Here is an 18,142-nt window from a genome sequence, read left to right on the forward strand (position 1 = left end):
TCATTTTCTACCTACGCTGAGTAAAGACAGCTTGTACATTATGAACCTTTGCAATATTTTCTAATGAAGGAACTGCAAAGTCCGGAGTACCCATAAAAACAACATTCATTAGCCTAACTCCTCTGGGTCTAACATTCTAACAACAATATCCTTAAACACAATACCGTTTAGATGGTCAATTTCGTGACAGAAAGCCTTTGCAAGAAGTTCTTCACCTTCCATTTCAAAGAAATTACCGTTACGGTCTTGAGCCTTTACTTTTACATACATTGGACGCTTAGTAATGCCGTATTCTCCCGGGAAAGAAAGACAACCTTCAGCAGTTTCTTGTTCACCACTAGTTTCAATAATTTCAGGGTTAACAAGTTCAATTACACCCTCACCAATATCAATAACAACAACTCTTCTTAGCATACCAACCTGTGGACCTGCAAGACCTACACCGTCAGCTTTGTGCATTGTTTCAGCCATATCATCAAGAAGTGTTGCTAACTTATCGTCGAACTTCTACATTTCTACATTTCTTATGAAGAATTTCGTCTCCATCTTTTACAATATTTCTAATAGCCATACTCATTCACCATTAAAAGACAGTGGATTTATATCTACTGTTATACCTATATTTTTAAATTCCTTATTCTTAGAAAATTCAAGTAATGTTTCCTTAATAACACTACGGAAATCCTTTGAATTTTTACACTTAATTATAGTCTTGTATCTATATTTATTATTTACCTTATAAACATAGGCTTGGCTTGGTCCAAGCACCCTTAAAGGCATACTGCTATAATTAGCTTTGATTTTGTTGATTAAGGCATTTTGAAAGGCGTTTGCACACTTTATTGTTGCACCTTCCATTATACCTTGATAACCTATAAGACAAATGTCGGAAAAAGGAGGATAAAGCAGAGCTTTTCTTACTCCTATTTCACCTTTATAAAATGTATCATAGTCTTGCTTTGCCGATAGACCTATAACATAATTTTCCGGTGTTGAAGTTTGGATAACTGCAACACCCTTTGAGTCACCTCTGCCGGATCTACCAACTACTTGAGTTAATAGAGAAAATGCTCTTCGTAACTTCTATAGTCATCAGAATAAAGCATTTGGTCGGCATTGATAACACCTACCAATGTTACATTTGGAAAGTCAAGACCTTTAGCTACCATTTGTGTACCGATAAGAATATCATATTCACCATTTGCAAAAGCAGTAAGTTTTGTTTCGTAACTGCTTTTTGTCATTGTGGCATCAGCATCCATCCTTAACACTCTGGCACTTGGGAACATATCAACAAGCTCTTGTTCTGCCTTTTGAGTACCTGCACCACTAAACTTTAGTGTATGCTGATGACAGTCAGGACACTCATCGGTATAAGGAACTGAATGGCCACAATAGTGACACATCATTCTATTGTTTGCACTATGGTATGTCATAGAAATTGAACAATTAGGACAAGTTACAACTTGACCACAACTTCTACAACTTAAAAATGTATTGTATCCTCTTCTGTTAAGAAGAATAATAGACTGTTTTTTATGAATTAAGTTACTTGAAAGAAGCTCTTTTAGTGTACTTGAATAGTTACTAAAATTACCTTTCATTTGTTCTTCATTCATATCAACAACAGAAACTTGTGGCAATGTTGCTTTACCGTATCTTTCTGTTAATTTCACAAGATTATAAATTTTTTCAGCCATATAGAAACTTTCTACACTTGGAGTTGCTGAAGAAAGAAGTAACAAAGCATTGTGCTTATAGCACCTAAACTTTGCAATATCTCTTGCGTTATATCTTGGTGTTTGTTCGGATTTATAGGAACTTTCTTGTTCCTCATCCATAACAATTAAACCGATATTTTTTAGTGGGGCAAAAACTGCACTTCTTGTACCTAGGACAATTTTTGCATCTCCTCTGCTGACTCTTTTATATTCATCAAGTCTTTCACCTATTGATAAACCACTATGGAATACTGCAACATTATCACCAAACCTTGAAGTAAATATTTTGATTAACTGAGGTGTTAAAGCAATTTCAGGTACCATTAATATTGTACCCTTATTATCATTAAAGCACTTTTCAATTAACTTCATAAATACTGAGGTTTTGCCACTACCGGTAACACCATAAAGTAAAGAAACTGAGGCTTTGTCTTCACAATATTTACTGTATAAATTATCAAAAGCAGATTGTTGTGAGGGGCTTAACACCACTTCATCTTTCTTTACATTTGAAACAGTATAAGGTATTCTCATAACTTCATCAGTAAAGTACTTTGCAATCTTTTTCTTAACCAAAGAGTCGGTTACTGACTGAGTGTAGCCTGTATAGTAACAAACTTCCTTTACAGAAGCCTTATCCACAACAGTTAGCAATTCTGCAACTTTCTGTTGCTTTGGTGTTAACTTATAATCATTAATATCAACATCATCACAAAGTGAAACCATCTTTACAGTCGCATCTTTAGTTTTTCTAAAGGCATCATCTCTCTATTTACTACACCTTGACGGTAAAGTTTATTAAGGGAATTTTCTCCTTTAGAAAATACATTTAAGATTGTTTTTTTTTACAGGCTTTTTCTCTGATAAAAGATAATCATAAATTTCTCTTTCATAGTCAGTTAGAGAATTTAGTACATTATCATTAACCTTTACTGCTGTATAAAATGTAGAAATATTATAGTTAATTCCTACCGTAGCATCACCTTTACAGAGTCATAATAAGTACAGAAATATCTATCATGGATAAAATTTACTGTATCTATCATTTCATCGGTAAAGATAGGCTTATCATCTAATAATGATGAAATTTCTTTTAGATTTTCTTCTTTACCATAAGACAAAGACAAAATCATTCCTTGACGAAATCTATCTCCTCTGCCAAAAGGTACAAGGACTCTCTGCCCAACTTTTACATTAGACAAATGAACCGGTACTTTATAGCTAAAGAGTCTGTCAAAACTGTAAGTAGTATTATCTACTGCAATTCCTGCAATGAGGAATTCATCATTCTTCATCTTCTGGTTCAAGTAGGTTGTACTTGTGATTCTTAAAATCTTCGATAGCAAGAAGAACCGGCTTTTCGTCAGTAATTATACCCTGTTCTTCAAATTCCTGTGCAATTTCTCTTGCTCTCTTTGCTACACCGATTACTAGTGCATAACGACTTTCCTTACCTGATAACATATCATCTACTGAAGCTAAACGCATAATTATATCTCCTTTTATAAATTAATTATTTTTTCTTTCTTTTTTACTATATCAATAACTTGGTTTACTGCATCTTCAACCTTGTCATTAACAACCTTAACATCATATTTTGGAACAAACTGCTTTTCAAATTCTACTGCTGAAAGACGCTTCTCGATAACCTCTTCGGTTTCGGTATTTCTGCCACGAAGTCGAGATTCAAGTTCTTCTAATGATGGTGGCACAATAAAGATACTAAGTGCATCAGGTCGCTTATCCATCATTTGAAGTCCACCTTGAACTTCGATTTCAAGAAATACATCAAGACCTTTTTCCAGCATTTCTTCAACAGGTTTCTTAGGTGTTCCGTAGTAATTATCAGAATACTGAGCATATTCAAAGAACTCATCATTCTTAATCATTTCTTCAAATTCTTCTTTAGAAATGAAGTAATATTCTCTACCGTTTACTTCTCCCGGTCTTGGAGCTCTTGTAGTAGCAGAAACAGATAGTCGGAAATTATCTTCTTTCTTTAGCATTTCCTTCATAATTGTTCCCTTACCTACTCCGGAAAAACCGGAATAAATAATAAGTAGCCCTTTGTTATTCATCGCTTTGTTCACCCTCCAATCTGTTACCTATTGTTTCAGGAGAAATAGCAGAAAGTACAACATGGTCACTGTCTGTAATAATAACTGCTTTACATCTTCTACCATAAGTAGCATCAATAAGCATACTTTTCTGTTTACTATCCTGAACAATTCTTTTTATAGGAGCAGAATCAGGACTGACTACAGATATGATCTTTGAATTAACTAAATTACCAAATCCAATATTAATAAGTTTCATAAAGCACCTTTATTCAATGTTTTGAATTTGCTCTCTAATCTTTTCAATTTCAGCTTTAATATCAACTACCATATGAGATAGTATGCTGTCGTTAGCTTTACTACCGATAGTATTGGCTTCTCTATTCATTTCTTGAATAATAAAGTCAATCTTTCTACCGATTTCACTATCGCTATTCATAAGTAATTTTAGCTGATCAAAGTGACTTCTTAGACGAACAGTTTCTTCATCAACTGCAACCTTATCTGCAAAAATTGCAACTTCTGTTAAAATTCTCTGTTCATCAAAATCGGCACTACCTAAAAGTTCTTCAATTCTTTCTTTTAGTCTGGATTCATAATCCTTTACTCTTTCAGGTGACTTTTCTTCAATCTTAGAAACAATAGAAAGGATAGTTTCGGCTCTTGACATAATGTCAGCCTTCATCTTCTCTCCTTCTACTCATTTTGATAAAGTTATCAAGTGCTACATCAAGAACTTCCTTAACTGCATTCCAAACTTCTTCCTCATCTTCAGGTGCTCTGTGTACTTGGAAAATATCGTTGTACTGAGCAACAGTAGAAACAGAAATATCGTCTGTTACACCATAGTCTGTTGAAAGTTTCTTTAGTGCATTAATATAACCTTGTGCTAAACTTGGGTTAATCTTTACAATTGACTCTGTATCTTCCTTTTGGCTTAAAGAAACATAAACATCAATCTTACCTCTGCTAACCTTTTCTTTAATATAAGACTTTAACTTTTCTTCAAGAAAGTTATAGCCTCTTGTTGTACGGCAATTAAATTCATAGTAACGGTGGTTTACACTCTTGATTTCTACTACAATATCTCTGCCGTCAACAGTTGCTTCGTGTCTTCCGAAGCCTGTCATTGAACGAACCATTATTATAACCTCGTATATTAATTAAAAAATTCATTTTATACATATATGGGCATTTCGTATTTGCATAGTACCCTATATTGTATTTAATACCTATTATATCAAACATTCAAGAGTATAACGCACTTTTGTAACTAAATTGTAATATATATTTTAGGTATTTTTCATAGTAGAAAATCAAATAAATATATTCTCATTTTATTTGCATTTTCCCTATATTTGTGATATAATTTTAAGGCAAATTTTAATATAAGGGATGATATAAATGTCAGGACATAATAAATGGAGTACCATTAAGCAGAAAAAGGCAAAAATGATGCTGCCAGAGCAAAGGTATTTACAAAGATTGGTAGAGAACTTATTGTTGCTATTCGTGACGGTGGTTCTGCTGACCCTAATGTAAACTCAAAACTTCGTGATTGTATTGCTAAGGCTAAGGCTGCTAATGTTCCTAATGACAACATTGAAAGAATTATTAAAAAGGCTGCATCTTCTAATGAAGGTGACAACTATGAATCTGTTACATATGAGGGTTACGGCCCATCAGGTATTGCTGTAATTGTTGAAGCTCTTACAGATAACAGAAACAGAACTGCAGGTGAAGTTCGTCACTACTTTGATAAGTTTGGTGGCAATATGGGTACACCGGGTTGTGTTGGTTTTATGTTCTCAAAGAAAGGTGTTCTTGTTGTTGAAAGAGAAGACTTTGACAAAGATGAAGACACTGTAATGGAAGAAGCTCTTGAAGCAGGTGCTTCTGACTTTGAGGCTGATGAAGACATCTTCACAATTTACACAGAGCCTGATGACTTCTCTGCTATTCGTGATGACCTTGCTGCTAAGGGTTATGAATTTGTATCTGCCGAAGTTGAAGAAGTACCATCAACATACACAAAGATTGAAGATGAAGAAACTAAGGCTAAGATGCAGAAAATGCTGGATATGTTTGAAGAAAATGATGACATTCAGAATGTTTGGCATAACTGGGAAATGGACTAATCAATTTTTAAATTACATCTATTTCAATAATTTAGGACGGTTATTTATTTAACCGTCCTTTTCTTTTTGTCCTTTAATTTTAAAAGTATGAATAATTATTAGTAGTTATAAAATAATTATAATATCATAAAGATAAAAGCCACAACTATCAAAGTTGTGGCTTTAGCTTTAAATAATCTTATTTAGCTTTTGTTGTTGTTTGAGTTGTAGCCTGTGTAGCAGCTTCTGTTGATGGTGCAGTTGTTGTTGTAACTGTTGTGATGCCTTCAGGCTTCTTTTCACCGTCTTTATAGAACTGAGCAGAACCTAGGATTGATTCACTAAACATTGTCTTGTTATCCTTATCAACAATAGTTAGGATACCATCCTTTAGTTTATATTCAAGAGTTGCCTTATTCTTATCTTTATCAGTAACACCCTTAAATGTTAACTTACCATTTTCAGCAGAATAAGCATAGTAGTATGTTGAGTCCATACCAATATCACTGTTACTTGCATGAACAGTCATAATACCGTTATCCTTGATTTCAATGTCACAATCTAGCTGATACATACCATAGTAATAAGAAATCTTGTATTCTGTATTCCACTTACCGATAAGGTCCTTATCAGTCTTGTAGTCCTTCATAGACATTTCATCATAACCGGGATTTTTGTCTTGGTTCATTTCAATTGTCTGAGACTCAACCTTTTGACCTGTTGTCTGGTCTGTATAAGCATCCTGAGTTAACTTAAGTGTTGCATTACCAAAAAGCTTAACACCTGTTACTTCGTATGTAAGTTCTGAATTACCGATAGTAATCTTTTTCTTATCACCACTAGTTGATAGCTTATATTCACCCTTAGACTGTTCACCCTGAACATTCATGTAGTAAGTACCCTTACCGTTTGAATCTGCCTTTTCAAAAGTATAATATACTGCAATCTTCTCAACTTCATCAGCAGTTGATGATGCTGAACTGTTGTTCTCTACTTCTCTCATCCATGTACCTGTGATTGTCTTTGAACCAAAAATCCAATAAACACCAAAAGCAATAAGTGCTACTAAGAATACACAAATTGCAATAAAGATACTTGGGTGAATGTACTTAAATAGGAAGAACTTCTTCTTTGGTTCTTCTACCTGTACAGTAGTTTGTAGTGGTTCACCATCTGCATTTGTCAGTTCACCAAACTGTGATACATAACCACCGTTTTCGTCTACACCGTTAGTTTCATTAGCAGAGGTATTTTCCTCAACTAGGTTTTCATTGTTAATATTGTTTTCGTTATTATCCATTAGAATATTCCTTTCAAAAATTTCGCTATATACTACTATACAATATTATTCTCAATAAATCAACATTTTTATTTTTATATATATTGATAAAGTTATAACAATTTAATAAAAATTCAAAAAACTTATTGATAGAAGGTTGATTTTGTGGTATATTTTTAAGCAAGGAAATATATTCCTTAAAGAAAAAGCAACTCATAAAGGAGAAACTTGAGATGGATTCTAACACTTTATATAATGTATGGTGCGAAAACGCCAAGGAAGATAAAGATTTAATTGAAGAATTAGCTGCAATTAAAGGCAATGAAAATGAGATTTACGAAAGATTCTACAAGAACCTAGAATTTGGTACTGCCGGTCTTAGAGGGGTTATCGGTGCAGGTACTAACAGAATGAACATTTATGTTGTTCGTCAGGCTACTCAGGGTCTTGCAAACTATGTAAATAATATCGGTGGCGGTGCTGTTGCAATTAGCCATGATAGCAGAATTAAAGCTGACCTATTTATGAATGAAGCTGCTAAGGTTCTTGCTGCTAACGGCATTAAAGCATATATCACAAGTGAACTACAGCCAACACCTGTTCTTTCTTTCCTAGTAAGACATTTTGGTTGTAAAGCAGGTATTATGGTAACTGCTTCTCATAACCCTGCAAAATACAATGGTTATAAAGCATATGGTAGTGACGGTTGTCAGATGACAGACAATGCTGCCGGTGCAGTTTATGATGAAATTCAGAAGATTGATATGTTCACAGGTGTTAAGACTATGGACTTTGACAAGGCAGTTGAAGAAGGTCTTATTGAATATGTTAATGATGATGTATATACAGAATACCTTGCTAATGTTAAACAGCAGCAGGTAAATGAAGGTCTATGTGCTGACTCAGGTCTAAAGGTTGTTTACACACCACTTAACGGTACAGGTAACAAGCTGGTTAGAAGAGTTCTAAAGGAAATCGGTATTAATGATGTAACAGTTGTTCCTGAACAGGAAATGCCTGACGGTAACTTTACAACTTGTCCTTACCCTAACCCTGAAATCAAGGAAGCACTACAGTTAGGTCTTGATATGTGTGAAAAGGTTAAACCTGACCTACTACTAGCTACTGACCCTGATGCTGACAGAGTTGGTATTGCAGTTCCTGATAATGGCACATACAGACTAATTACAGGTAACGAAACAGGTATTATGCTAACTAACTACCTACTAAGTGTTAGAAAAGAAAAAGGCACATTACCTGAAAATCCTATCGTTGTAAGAACAATTGTTACTTCTCTACTAATTGATGAAATCTGTAAGAAGTACAACTGTGAACTAAAGAAAGTTCTAACAGGCTTCAAGTATATTGGTGAAGTTATCCTAAGACTTGAAGAAAAGAATGAAAAAGAAAGATTTGTATTTGGTTTTGAAGAAAGCTACGGTTACCTTGCAGGTACTTATGTAAGAGATAAGGATGCTGTTGTTGCTTCAATGCTAATCTGTGAAATGGCTGCTTATTACAGAAAGCAAGGCAAGACTCTTGCTAATGTAATTGATGAAATTTACAAAGAATACGGCTATTACAGAAACACAACACTTTCATTTGAATTTGACGGTGCAAGTGGTATGAAGAAGATGAAAGAAATTATGGATAATCTTCGTGAAAACCCACTAAAGACTGTTAATGGTGAAACTGTTAAGACAATTTACGATTACCTAAAGAGTGAAGAAAAAGATGTTGCTACAGGTGAAATCACTGCTATTGACCTACCAAAGTCAAATGTACTTCACTTCTGCTTAGGTGGTAATGCAGTTATTGTAAGACCTAGTGGTACTGAACCAAAGATTAAGCTTTACATTACTTCTATCGGTAAGACAGAAGAAGAATCAGTTGAAATCGGTAACAAGATTGCTGATGATGTTAAAGCTCAGTTAGGTCTAAACTAATTTAATAAATCATAAAATTATGGCTATGTGGAATTTCTGCATAGCCAATTTTTTTGCATATAAAAAGGTGGCTAATAAAAGCCACCTTAATTTATTATAAATATGAAATTTTAGAATTTTGTTATCTTGGTTAAACCTATTGAAGTAATTATTAGTGTTAATAGCTCTGCCACTGCAAAAGCTAACCACACACCGGTCATACCAAATAAAATTGACATAACAACTGCTGAAAGTATAATCAACACAAAACCTCTTGCTATTGATGTTGCAAAAGCCCACTTAGGGAAATTTGTTGCACTGAATATACCTGAACCTATTACATTTAAACCTGCAAAGATAAATCCTATTGAATATAATCTTAAGCCTACTACTGCATACTTTTCAAGTAATAAGTTATTTTCACTATTAAACACACCAACAATAAAATCAGTAAACACAAAGATAAGTAAAATCATTATTGCTGAAAATAACAATGAAGTTATGATACTTAGTCTTCTTAAAATTTTGATACCATCTTTATCACCTTTACCGTAATGTTCGCTAAATAAAGGCTGACTACCTTGTGACACACCGTTAAATACTGAAATTCCCACAAGAGAAACATTTGCTACAATGCCGTAAGCTGCAACACCTGTGTTACCTGTTAAACCTAAAATCAGGAAGTTAAATACTATTGTAATAACACCTGATGAAATTTGTCCTACAAATGAGGATACACCAACCTGACAAGAATAAATAAGTTTCTTAAATGATGGTTTTTGTGGCTTTAATGATGTTGTATTTTTCTTTGAGAAAATATGAATAAAACAAATCATTACACCTACAATTGGTGACAATGCAGTTGCTAAAGCAGCACCTTCCATACCCATATTTAGTGGAAACATTAACACATAGTCAAATACAATATTAAACAAACTACTGAACAATGTTGCTGACATTGCAATTGAGGGTGACCCGTCATTTAGAACAAATGCATTGAAGATATGATTCCAAATAAAGAATGGTGCAAATGACATAAATATCATTGTGTAGCCTCTACCCACTTCTACAATGGTACTGTCACCACCCATAATAGAAACAACTTGTCCCGGGAAAAATAAACCTATAAATGAAAATATAAGACCTATAGCTGTTCCCCAAAACAGTGCGTTAAAAAAGTAATTGGTTTTGCTTTTTGAACCTTTATTTTATTAATAGAAAATCGTATTGCTGAGCCAACACCAATCATTGCACCTATTGCGAAAATAAAGCTATATATCGGCAATACAATGTTCAAAGCTGTGATACCATTAGTACCCACTGCATCTGAAATAAAAAAAGTATCTGCAAGAATATATAGTGACATACCTATCATTCCCAAAACATTTTGAGAAACATATCTTACAAATTTCTTGGTAATACTTTGATTATTACTTTTTGTTATAGTCATATAATCCCCCATTCCATAATTACTGATTGTAACATAATAAAAAAATAATATCAACATAAATTTACTGTCCCATTTATGGTATTGACTTTATAGAACAAATGTTCTATAATTATATAGAACAAAGGAAAGGAACAGCAAAATGAGAACAATATTACACAGTGACTGCAATGGTTTTTATGCCAGTGTAGAGTCTTTACTACATCCGGAATACAGAGATAAGCCACTTGCCGTTGCAGGTGATGCTGAGAATAGGCATGGTATTATTTTAGCTAAAATGAACTTGCTAAAAAGTACTTTGTAAAAACAGGAGATGCCATATGGCAAGCAAAAAATAAATGTCCGGAACTTGTTGTTATTGAACCACACTTTGACCAATATATGAAATTCTCAAAATTAACTAAGGCTATGTATGCCGAATATACCGATAGAGTTGAGTCCTTTGGTTTAGATGAGGCATGGCTTGATGTTACCGGTTGCAATAGAAGTGGTTATGAAATTGCAAAAGAAATTAACGAAAGAATTAAATATGAACTTGGAATTACTGTTAGTATCGGCGTTAGCTTTAACAAAATTTTTGCAAAATTAGGCAGTGATTACAAGAAGCCTGATGCTATAACTAAGATTGATATTGACGGTTATGACGGATACAAAAACAAGGTATGGCCTCTTCCTTGTGAGGACTTACTTTATGTTGGTAGGGCAACTAAAAAGCATTTACACACTATTGGTATATACACCATTGGAGATATTGCAAATTGTCCCGTTGAGATACTTAACAGTAACTTAGGCAAAATGGGTGAAGTTCTACACACCTTTGCAAATGGTCTTGACTCCTCCCCTGTTGCACAATTTGATGAAAGGCCTGATGTAAAATCTATCGGTAACTCTACAACCACACCCAGAGATTTAGAAAATTATTCTGATGTAAAAATGATTGTACAAATACTAAGTGATAGTGTTGGAAGAAGAATGAGAGAATTAGGCTTTAGGTGTAAAACTGTCACTATATCTATTAGAGATAAAGACCTTTTCTCTTTCACTAGGCAAGGTCAGCTAAAGAATTTCAGCAGTTGTACCGGTGATATTCGTGACAAGGCTTTGGAATTATTTAGAAACAACTATAACTTTAGAAAACCTATACGGTCAATCGGTGTATCTGTTAGTGGGCTTATTGGTGACAACTCACCATTTCAGCTATCTTTCTTTGAGGACAACAACAAGGATATTAGAGATGAAAAGTTAGACAAGACACTTGATTCACTAAAAAACAGATTTGGCAACTATGCAGTACGACCTGCCTTTTTGATGAAAGACAAAAACCTTACTTTATTAAATCCAAAAGATGACCATATTATTCACCCAGTAGGATTTTTTTAATGGAGAAATTTTATGAAAGAATATGTTAGCGTTACGGCAAAATTTGATGAAGATGGAAGTTTGTTGCCTTTGGTGATAAACTGGGATGATGGCAGAAAATATAAAATTGACAAAATCACCGATATTCGTTTTGCAAGTTCCTTAAAAAGTGGTGGTGTTGGTGTTAGATACACCTGTCAAATTATGAATCACACAAGGTATTTATATTTAGAAAGTAACAGATGGTTTGTTGAAAATAATTTTACACTATATTTGGAATTAATAACTATGTTGTTAAGCCAAAATAGCATCAATCAAATTATATTGAAAACTCAGTAACTAATTGACTAAACACAATAAATCATATAGAATTATATTGTTTTTAGGTGTGGATATAATATTAAAAAATGGTAACTAAAAGGAGGAAACAATTATGTCAGTACTTGCAGTACCAATAAGAGGGTCATTTGAAGTTTCACCTGATAAAGTTGAGCTTTTTAAAAAGGAGACTAAAGATTTTAACGGTAGACAAATTGCGTTAGAAAGATTAAAAAAACATAGTAAAGGTGATGTTGTTTGGGATTTAAAAAAGTAGAAAATAACAATATTGTTTAAGAAATTCCCTAAATTAATATTAAATTAATTGATTTATTAGGTATAGAAAAGGTGCAGTAAAAATTACTGCACCTTAGTTTTTATAAATATTTATTTAGTTAAATGATACTGTATAATCATCAACATAAACTGTAACACCTACCGGATTACCGGCATTGTCAAAGTAAATATTGCCGTCATATGAACCTAAAGTAATTGAATTACCGTCAATTTCGTAATTACCACTTTCGTTAGCTACATTACCAACCTTTAAAGTGTAAGTACCGTTACTATTTAGTGATAAAGAAACATCACCCTTTAGTTCCTTAGAAAAATCATCAGAAATAACATCACCATCAGGAGTAATACACTTATATGGTGCAAACGAAGCAGTTACACCACTACGGTATCGGAATTAGGAGCAGTTGTTGGTTCTGCCTCTGTAGTAGTAGGCTCTGTTGTTTCTTCCTCGGTAGTAGGTTCTGTAGTTTCTTCTGTTGTAGGTTCAGTTGTATATTCTGTAGTATTTTCTTCAGATGTGTAAGTATCTTCAGAAGTTGTAGTCATAGTAGTTGTAGAAGAAGTAGTAGTTGAAGTAGTAGTGTTATCACTTTTATTTTTGCCACAGCTATTGAGAACTATAACAACTGCAACAATAATAAGTACAACTGCTGCTACAATCAAGCCGATAATAAGAGGCTTTTTGTTGTTATTTTTCTTCTTAGGTGAACCATATGTATCTGTACGAGAAACAATAGGTTTTGGTTCATCATCAACCTGACCCATATCATAATCATCTTTATAGTTAGCTTTATCTGCTTGAGAATAGCTACTGATTTCTTCACTATCCCAATTATCACCGGAAAAGTCATCACCATAATCATCATTGCTTAGTGAATGTTTTGAAACATACTCACCTGTATTTTGGTTATCACTTTTACTGTTAAGATTAAAAACCTTTGTTTTATCTAAATCATCATTAAGGTCATTAATATTGACCTGTTCATCATCATAAGGTCTTTTATTGTCACTCATTCTTTTCACTCTCTTTCTCTTCTATCATTTTTAATAGAACATCTCTTTTAATCATTTTACCATTATGGAAAATAAAGTCCTCTTTACTTTTCTTAACTTTCTCTACATCAACATCACTAAAGTCTTCTTTAGACTCATTACGGAGTTGAGCTAACTTTTCTTCTGTACTTTTTCTATCATGAATTAAATCAGCTTTGCCAGTAATCATCATCATCATATTTTCTTGAATAAAAAAGTTTGATACAAGAGAAAATGATGCCGGATAAATTAGCAGTAACATAATAGCAGAAACCACTAAAACTGCTACACCATTACCCATACAGAATATAAGTGGTGTTGCACAAATAGCAGTTAGAATTGCTAAAGAGAAAAGTGCAGCAAAGTTAACTTTTAGTTCACCGATAGCCATTAATGCACTATTCTTTAGAATATCCTTTTCGGATAATTCAAAAGTTACTGTCATTAACGGAATATATAGATACATAAAAAGTACCCACAAAGCAATTAATATTACTGCAACAAGCATAACATACATCATACCACCAAGTACTTTTGCCATTCCTGCATAAAAGGAAAATGAGAAAATTCCTATAGTAAACACAAAGTAAAGTATTATGCTATGAATTAGAAACTGCTTATAGTTTTCAGTTATGCCACTAATAAAAGTTGCAAAAACATCCACATCTTCAACACGACCAAGGTTTCTTGTTACCTTAGTTACACCTGCATATAGTGGATAACAAATAGGTATAACAAGTGTTGTAATAACAATGTTAAGTACTGAACCAAAGTTGTTACCTATAAGGTGTAGCAAAAAAACAACAATACCAAATGGTAAAGCAAAAAGTAAATTTGTAAAAATGATTTTATGTATTTTTCTAAAATAAATAGAAACTAGATTTTCAAAAGTAAATTTTTTTCTTTCTGTCGCCATTATAATTCCTTATCCTAAATTTTATATGTTAAAGAAGTGAAAATACAGTAACAAAAACAGTACCGAATCCACCACAGAACCAACCATTGCTATAAAAAGACAAGTGGCTGAATCTTCAACAAATTCTCTTAATTCAAGAGAAATATTCTCTTTCTTGATAATCACCTTAAAAACATTTGCTGAAAGATGAAAGGTCTTTTCACCTTGTAAAGCAAGTGAAGCAGAAGAAACAAAAAAACCTGGTATCATAGCAAGTAGGAAAAATCCAAAACCCTTTAGACCATTGATTGAACATAAGGTAGTTAAGGATAGACCCATACCAAAACCTTTAAACATAGTAACAAGTGGTGTAAGTCCATTACCCCATGGACAAAATCCAAGTAAGAATATTGCCACAAAAAATATAAATATAGGGGCAAAATTACAACTAAACACACCCAAATAATCAAGACTTGCTCTACTTGTAAAATCAGTTGGAAATAAAAAGTCAAAGGACTTTTTAAATTCTAAATCGGTATTTACCCCAAAATATATACCCAGAATAAAACCTACTAAAATTGAAATAAGAAACATAGTAAAGATACCGTATCTTTTTATAAAGTAGGTTATGTTATTTTTCTGTTGTGAAAATTTTTTGGTGATTTAATTTTAAAACTATTCCTTTCATATATACCTCCATAAGTTGTCCTTATGTAAGAATATATATGAAAGGATTTATTTATTTATGATTATTTACCAAGCTCTTCTGCTCGATTTGTACAAGACTTCATAGCTTCTTTGATACCATCATAGAATTTGTAGTCTTCTAAAGTTTTTAGTGCTGCAAGAGTAGTACCACCCGGTGAAGATACTTTCTTAATAAGAGTATCAAGAGAGTCACCACTATCCTTAATCATAGCTGCACTGCCTTCTAGGGTAGCAACAATAAGGTTCAACGCACTTTCATAAGGAATGTTACACTCCTTAGCATAGTCAGCCATTGCCTTTGCAAATAGGTAAATATATGCCGGACTACTGCCGTTTACTGCAATAATTTCATTCATATGGTCCTCAGTAAACACTTCTACTGCACCATTAAGACCAAACATATCCTTTACTACAGAAAAGTCCTCTTCACTGATATTATCTGATGGACAAAGAGCAGTTGCACCTTTACCAAGTAGTAACGGTGTATTTGGCATAACTCTAACCATAGGACAATTACATTCTAGAGCTTTCTGTACATAAGAAATTGAGATACCTGCTGCAATAGAAACAAAAATCTTTTCTTCACTTACTGAGTCTTTAACACCACTAAGCACTTCTTCGTAATTCTGAGGTTTAACTGCTAAAACAATAATATTGCTATCAGTAACTACCTTAGTAGAAGCATCACAAGTAGTAACACCTTTTTCAGCCATTAGCTTAAGCTGATTTTCGTTAACATCAAAAACATTAATGTTTTCCGGTGCAACCACCTTATTCTTTAGTAGTCCGTTAATAATGGCAGTTGCCATATTACCTGCACCAATAAAACCTATTTTTTTATCCATTATTCTCTCTCCTTTTAGCCACAACCAAAGCTTGGGTTATGATATACACAACGATAATAGAAGTTGTTTTTATTCTTTTCACCATCACGGGTATAGTCACCGTAATAGTACATTTCACATTCATCAATTCTTCTATACAATAGTCCTGCATAACAACTGCCACCTGCATGATGGTAACAGAAAATATTGCTGATAAAGTCCTTGATAAACACATTCTTTAGGTCACGAGTACCTTTCTTGTTGTAAGAAGTTACATTTAGATACTTGTAGTTAATATAACCAACTGCACCCTTACTGTCAATTACCTTATAATATTTTTTACTGTATATTGAAGCACTGGCAAGTTTAAGTGTAGCACCTTTGGAAATAGTTTTTACATTAGCTGCACTGTCAGATGCAGACTTTTTCATAGAAACTTTTGCAGATGTTTTCACCTTAGTTGGGTTGGAATTAGAACTTGGATATGAATGATTAACAAACATATTAATAATATCACTATCGTTGGATAAAATACCTGTACCACAGTTATATACAAGTGTAACTAAAGCATCAAATTGTCTTTGATTAAACTTTATTCTGTTGCCAAGTAGGAAATTATTTACCTTAGTAACATAACCATCAGTTTCTACAGAATCAACTAAGTAAGCCATAGCTTCACTCTTGGTCATTCCGTTGTAGAATGAATCACCTGAATAAATAACTCTACCATAACCAACAGTTAAGCAAGGAAAACTTGTTAATGGGTCAAACATAGCATTTGAAAGTAGACCTTCATAGTTAGAAATAAAGTTAATAACGCTGTTACTTGCGTGTCTCTCTTCACAAGAAGTTTCTGTATTGCTGGTAACCTTAGTTACAAAAGCTTTACCATAACTACCAACACTTTTTGACCAAGTACCGTTGTGTTGTGAGTAGGCAACTACCTTGTACTTACCGGACTCTGTTAACTTTTTCTTGCCTTTCCAAATGTAGTTGTTACCACTTTCGGATTTTTCTGTTGCTTTTACAGTATATTTTTTGCTACCGATTGTAATATCAAATTTAACTGCACTTCTGCTTTTATCTGTAATAGCAACAAATGTTACTGTACTGTTCTTTGGTGCTGAGTTAGGATTTGCATATGTAAACTTTACAGCTTCTGCACCCTTAACATCAAGCAAACAACTTGCCCAACCATAAGAGGTTTTGCAGTAAACAACAGCTTTACCGGCTTTCTTAGTTGTTACCAAACCATAATTTGTAACAGTAGCTACTGAATTATCTGAACTAGACCAACTTGCACCGGATGAAGAAGAAGTTAAATAAACTGATTTACCTTTAGTGATATTATAGTTTTATTTGAAATATTCACACTATTATTCTTTGTACGAACATTTACACTACAAGACAAAGAATTTGCACCAACACTGGCTTTAACTGTTGTTGAGCCATTAGCCTTACCATACAAAATGCCTTCATCATCAACTGTTGCAACTTTAGAGTTACTTGAAGTCCACTTTACCTTTGAACTTGAAGTATTGCTATACTGAATACCGTAGTAACTGCCTTTATATACAGAGGCTGATGTACTCTTTAAAGTAAGAGGACCTTTTGTTACACCACCTGTAGATGGAGGTGTTGGTGATGTTTTTGTAGTTTTGAAATAAATGCTTATGTAAGATTTAGAAAGGTAACCTGTTGAGCCGTTGTAACTTACCTTTGACCATGAGGAATTACCGTTATCGGACATATTCATTGTTGTGCCACTTGGAACAACAGTAATTACTCCGTAGGAAGTACCTGCACCTTTTCTTAAATTTACATTATCGGTAGTTTTACAAGTCATATAAACGGATGAGTCCTTAGTTTTGTTAATATGCTTTACCGGAACATAACCTGCTTTTCCTGAGCTGTCTTTACAATAAACCCAGCTACCACTACTATTCTTTTGAATGTAAAGTGCTTGTCCCTTTTTTATTGTCTTAACAACTTCACCTTTGGAACTAGCTGACTTTCTCATATTAAAATTACCGTTTGCAGTAACTTTATACTTGTTGCTATAAGCTGAAGAAGTTATAGGCATAACAAAAAAGGTTGAAATTACGATTATCATAGCCAGAAAAACACTAATAGCTTTTCTAGCTGAAAACGAATTATCCATTG

At 33.4% G+C, this 18,142-nt stretch carries 20 protein-coding genes and 4 pseudogenes; 5 read left to right on the top strand and 19 right to left on the bottom strand.

Annotation, left to right across the window (positions count from 1 at the left end; translation table 11 throughout):
* Positions 1–16 precede the first annotated feature (16 nt).
* From E5Z56_RS11790 to E5Z56_RS12050, 10 genes and pseudogenes are all read right to left on the bottom strand, one after another.
* A pseudogene (locus E5Z56_RS11790) lies at positions 17–109 on the bottom strand (methionyl-tRNA formyltransferase); the annotation flags it as partial.
* Positions 109–571, bottom strand: a pseudogene (def, locus tag E5Z56_RS00010) (peptide deformylase). The pseudogenes def and E5Z56_RS11790, both read right to left, overlap by 1 nt.
* 2 nt (positions 572–573) lie before the next feature.
* On the bottom strand, positions 574–858 hold the full coding sequence (locus tag E5Z56_RS11795; RefSeq protein ID WP_232842454.1) for a hypothetical protein: 285 nt from the start codon (positions 856–858) through the stop codon (positions 574–576).
* A gap of 197 nt (positions 859–1,055) precedes the next feature.
* Positions 1,056–2,447 carry a replication restart helicase PriA gene (gene priA, locus E5Z56_RS11800; RefSeq protein WP_232842455.1) on the bottom strand — a complete coding sequence of 464 codons (1,392 nt, stop codon included), beginning with the start codon at positions 2,445–2,447 and terminating at the stop codon, positions 1,056–1,058.
* Between the two features lie 242 nt (positions 2,448–2,689).
* A complete protein-coding gene (locus tag E5Z56_RS11805) occupies positions 2,690–3,016 on the bottom strand; it encodes a primosomal protein N' family DNA-binding protein (protein WP_232842456.1) in 327 nt (108 codons plus the stop codon).
* The gene (gene rpoZ, locus E5Z56_RS00020; protein ID WP_022506103.1) at positions 3,006–3,209 is read right to left on the bottom strand and encodes a DNA-directed RNA polymerase subunit omega; all 204 of its coding nucleotides are present in this window, start codon (positions 3,207–3,209) and stop codon (positions 3,006–3,008) included. Before rpoZ ends, E5Z56_RS11805 begins: the two co-directional genes overlap by 11 nt.
* A gap of 14 nt (positions 3,210–3,223) precedes the next feature.
* Positions 3,224–3,799 (bottom strand): guanylate kinase, encoded by a 576-nt coding sequence (gene gmk, locus E5Z56_RS00025; protein WP_138155961.1) that lies wholly within the window; start codon positions 3,797–3,799, stop codon positions 3,224–3,226.
* On the bottom strand, positions 3,792–4,037 hold the full coding sequence (locus E5Z56_RS00030) for a DUF370 domain-containing protein (RefSeq protein ID WP_138155962.1): 246 nt from the start codon (positions 4,035–4,037) through the stop codon (positions 3,792–3,794). The genes gmk and E5Z56_RS00030 overlap by 8 nt, the downstream gene beginning before the upstream one ends.
* A 9-nt stretch (positions 4,038–4,046) precedes the next feature.
* On the bottom strand, positions 4,047–4,463 hold the full coding sequence (locus E5Z56_RS12045; RefSeq protein WP_332870312.1) for a DUF1732 domain-containing protein: 417 nt from the start codon (positions 4,461–4,463) through the stop codon (positions 4,047–4,049).
* Positions 4,453–4,920, bottom strand: coding sequence for a YicC/YloC family endoribonuclease (locus E5Z56_RS12050; protein ID WP_332870313.1), 468 nt, complete (start codon positions 4,918–4,920; stop codon positions 4,453–4,455). Before E5Z56_RS12050 ends, E5Z56_RS12045 begins: the two co-directional genes overlap by 11 nt.
* Positions 4,921–5,182: 262 nt before the next feature.
* Here E5Z56_RS12050 and E5Z56_RS00040 point away from each other — a divergent pair.
* A pseudogene (locus tag E5Z56_RS00040) lies at positions 5,183–5,916 on the top strand (YebC/PmpR family DNA-binding transcriptional regulator).
* 178 nt (positions 5,917–6,094) lie between these two features.
* Here E5Z56_RS00040 and E5Z56_RS00045 read toward each other — a convergent pair.
* Positions 6,095–7,195, bottom strand: coding sequence for a hypothetical protein (locus E5Z56_RS00045; protein ID WP_138155963.1), 1,101 nt, complete (start codon positions 7,193–7,195; stop codon positions 6,095–6,097).
* Positions 7,196–7,407: 212 nt separating this feature from the next.
* On the opposite strand from E5Z56_RS00045, the gene E5Z56_RS00050 reads away from it, so the two are divergent.
* Positions 7,408–9,120, top strand: coding sequence for a phospho-sugar mutase (locus E5Z56_RS00050; RefSeq protein WP_138155964.1), 1,713 nt, complete (start codon positions 7,408–7,410; stop codon positions 9,118–9,120).
* A gap of 110 nt (positions 9,121–9,230) precedes the next feature.
* Here the strand turns inward: E5Z56_RS00050 and E5Z56_RS00055 are convergent, their stop codons facing one another.
* Both E5Z56_RS00055 and E5Z56_RS12055 read right to left on the bottom strand, forming a co-directional pair.
* On the bottom strand, positions 9,231–10,265 hold the full coding sequence (locus E5Z56_RS00055) for an MATE family efflux transporter (protein WP_332870343.1): 1,035 nt from the start codon (positions 10,263–10,265) through the stop codon (positions 9,231–9,233).
* Positions 10,244–10,549 (bottom strand): hypothetical protein, encoded by a 306-nt coding sequence (locus E5Z56_RS12055; protein ID WP_332870314.1) that lies wholly within the window; start codon positions 10,547–10,549, stop codon positions 10,244–10,246. Before E5Z56_RS12055 ends, E5Z56_RS00055 begins: the two co-directional genes overlap by 22 nt.
* Positions 10,550–10,688: 139 nt before the next feature.
* Here E5Z56_RS12055 and E5Z56_RS00060 point away from each other — a divergent pair.
* From E5Z56_RS00060 to E5Z56_RS11590, 3 genes and pseudogenes are all read left to right on the top strand, one after another.
* Positions 10,689–11,926: pseudogene (locus E5Z56_RS00060) on the top strand (Y-family DNA polymerase).
* A 12-nt stretch (positions 11,927–11,938) separates the two neighbouring features.
* The gene (locus tag E5Z56_RS00065; protein WP_232842457.1) at positions 11,939–12,244 is read left to right on the top strand and encodes a hypothetical protein; all 306 of its coding nucleotides are present in this window, start codon (positions 11,939–11,941) and stop codon (positions 12,242–12,244) included.
* A gap of 94 nt (positions 12,245–12,338) precedes the next feature.
* On the top strand, positions 12,339–12,500 hold the full coding sequence (locus E5Z56_RS11590; protein WP_175405312.1) for a hypothetical protein: 162 nt from the start codon (positions 12,339–12,341) through the stop codon (positions 12,498–12,500).
* A 392-nt stretch (positions 12,501–12,892) separates the two neighbouring features.
* On the opposite strand, the gene E5Z56_RS00070 is transcribed toward E5Z56_RS11590, so the two are convergent.
* From E5Z56_RS00070 to E5Z56_RS00095, 6 genes are all read right to left on the bottom strand, one after another.
* Positions 12,893–13,534, bottom strand: a complete 642-nt coding sequence (locus tag E5Z56_RS00070) for a hypothetical protein (RefSeq protein ID WP_138155965.1) — start codon at positions 13,532–13,534, stop codon at positions 12,893–12,895.
* On the bottom strand, positions 13,527–14,468 hold the full coding sequence (locus tag E5Z56_RS00075; RefSeq protein ID WP_138155966.1) for a hypothetical protein: 942 nt from the start codon (positions 14,466–14,468) through the stop codon (positions 13,527–13,529). Before E5Z56_RS00075 ends, E5Z56_RS00070 begins: the two co-directional genes overlap by 8 nt.
* 21 nt (positions 14,469–14,489) lie before the next feature.
* Positions 14,490–14,864, bottom strand: coding sequence for a hypothetical protein (locus E5Z56_RS00080; RefSeq protein WP_138155967.1), 375 nt, complete (start codon positions 14,862–14,864; stop codon positions 14,490–14,492).
* A gap of 332 nt (positions 14,865–15,196) precedes the next feature.
* Positions 15,197–16,000 (bottom strand): pyrroline-5-carboxylate reductase, encoded by an 804-nt coding sequence (gene proC, locus E5Z56_RS00085; protein WP_138155968.1) that lies wholly within the window; start codon positions 15,998–16,000, stop codon positions 15,197–15,199.
* A gap of 14 nt (positions 16,001–16,014) precedes the next feature.
* The gene (locus E5Z56_RS00090; protein WP_138155969.1) at positions 16,015–17,325 is read right to left on the bottom strand and encodes a glycoside hydrolase family protein; all 1,311 of its coding nucleotides are present in this window, start codon (positions 17,323–17,325) and stop codon (positions 16,015–16,017) included.
* Complete coding sequence (locus tag E5Z56_RS00095; RefSeq protein ID WP_138155970.1) at positions 17,298–18,140, bottom strand: SH3 domain-containing protein; 843 nt, start codon at positions 18,138–18,140, stop codon at positions 17,298–17,300. The genes E5Z56_RS00090 and E5Z56_RS00095 overlap by 28 nt, the downstream gene beginning before the upstream one ends.
* Between the last annotated feature and the right edge of the window lie 2 nt (positions 18,141–18,142).

This window comes from Ruminococcus bovis, assembly GCF_005601135.1.
Taxonomy (GTDB): Bacteria; Bacillota; Clostridia; order Oscillospirales; family Acutalibacteraceae; genus Ruminococcoides; species Ruminococcoides bovis.

What these genes read in the sequence shown, in the direction of transcription:
- E5Z56_RS12055 (WP_332870314.1), bottom strand. Translation starts at nt 10,549, where the DNA reads ATGACTATAACAAAAAGTAATAATCAAAGTATTACCAAGAAATTTGTA.
- E5Z56_RS00045 (WP_138155963.1), bottom strand. Translation starts at nt 7,195, where the DNA reads ATGGATAATAACGAAAACAATATTAACAATGAAAACCTAGTTGAGGAA.
- E5Z56_RS12050 (WP_332870313.1), bottom strand. Translation starts at nt 4,920, where the DNA reads ATGGTTCGTTCAATGACAGGCTTCGGAAGACACGAAGCAACTGTTGAC.
- E5Z56_RS11590 (WP_175405312.1), top strand. Translation starts at nt 12,339, where the DNA reads ATGTCAGTACTTGCAGTACCAATAAGAGGGTCATTTGAAGTTTCACCT.
- E5Z56_RS00065 (WP_232842457.1), top strand. Translation starts at nt 11,939, where the DNA reads ATGAAAGAATATGTTAGCGTTACGGCAAAATTTGATGAAGATGGAAGT.
- priA (WP_232842455.1), bottom strand. Translation starts at nt 2,447, where the DNA reads ATGGTTTCACTTTGTGATGATGTTGATATTAATGATTATAAGTTAACA.
- rpoZ (WP_022506103.1), bottom strand. Translation starts at nt 3,209, where the DNA reads ATGCGTTTAGCTTCAGTAGATGATATGTTATCAGGTAAGGAAAGTCGT.
- E5Z56_RS00070 (WP_138155965.1), bottom strand. Translation starts at nt 13,534, where the DNA reads ATGAGTGACAATAAAAGACCTTATGATGATGAACAGGTCAATATTAAT.
- E5Z56_RS12045 (WP_332870312.1), bottom strand. Translation starts at nt 4,463, where the DNA reads ATGAAGGCTGACATTATGTCAAGAGCCGAAACTATCCTTTCTATTGTT.
- E5Z56_RS11795 (WP_232842454.1), bottom strand. Translation starts at nt 858, where the DNA reads ATGGAAGGTGCAACAATAAAGTGTGCAAACGCCTTTCAAAATGCCTTA.
- E5Z56_RS00095 (WP_138155970.1), bottom strand. Translation starts at nt 18,140, where the DNA reads ATGGATAATTCGTTTTCAGCTAGAAAAGCTATTAGTGTTTTTCTGGCT.
- E5Z56_RS00030 (WP_138155962.1), bottom strand. Translation starts at nt 4,037, where the DNA reads ATGAAACTTATTAATATTGGATTTGGTAATTTAGTTAATTCAAAGATC.
- gmk (WP_138155961.1), bottom strand. Translation starts at nt 3,799, where the DNA reads ATGAATAACAAAGGGCTACTTATTATTTATTCCGGTTTTTCCGGAGTA.
- E5Z56_RS00050 (WP_138155964.1), top strand. Translation starts at nt 7,408, where the DNA reads ATGGATTCTAACACTTTATATAATGTATGGTGCGAAAACGCCAAGGAA.
- E5Z56_RS00075 (WP_138155966.1), bottom strand. Translation starts at nt 14,468, where the DNA reads ATGGCGACAGAAAGAAAAAAATTTACTTTTGAAAATCTAGTTTCTATT.
- proC (WP_138155968.1), bottom strand. Translation starts at nt 16,000, where the DNA reads ATGGATAAAAAAATAGGTTTTATTGGTGCAGGTAATATGGCAACTGCC.
- E5Z56_RS11805 (WP_232842456.1), bottom strand. Translation starts at nt 3,016, where the DNA reads ATGAAGAATGATGAATTCCTCATTGCAGGAATTGCAGTAGATAATACT.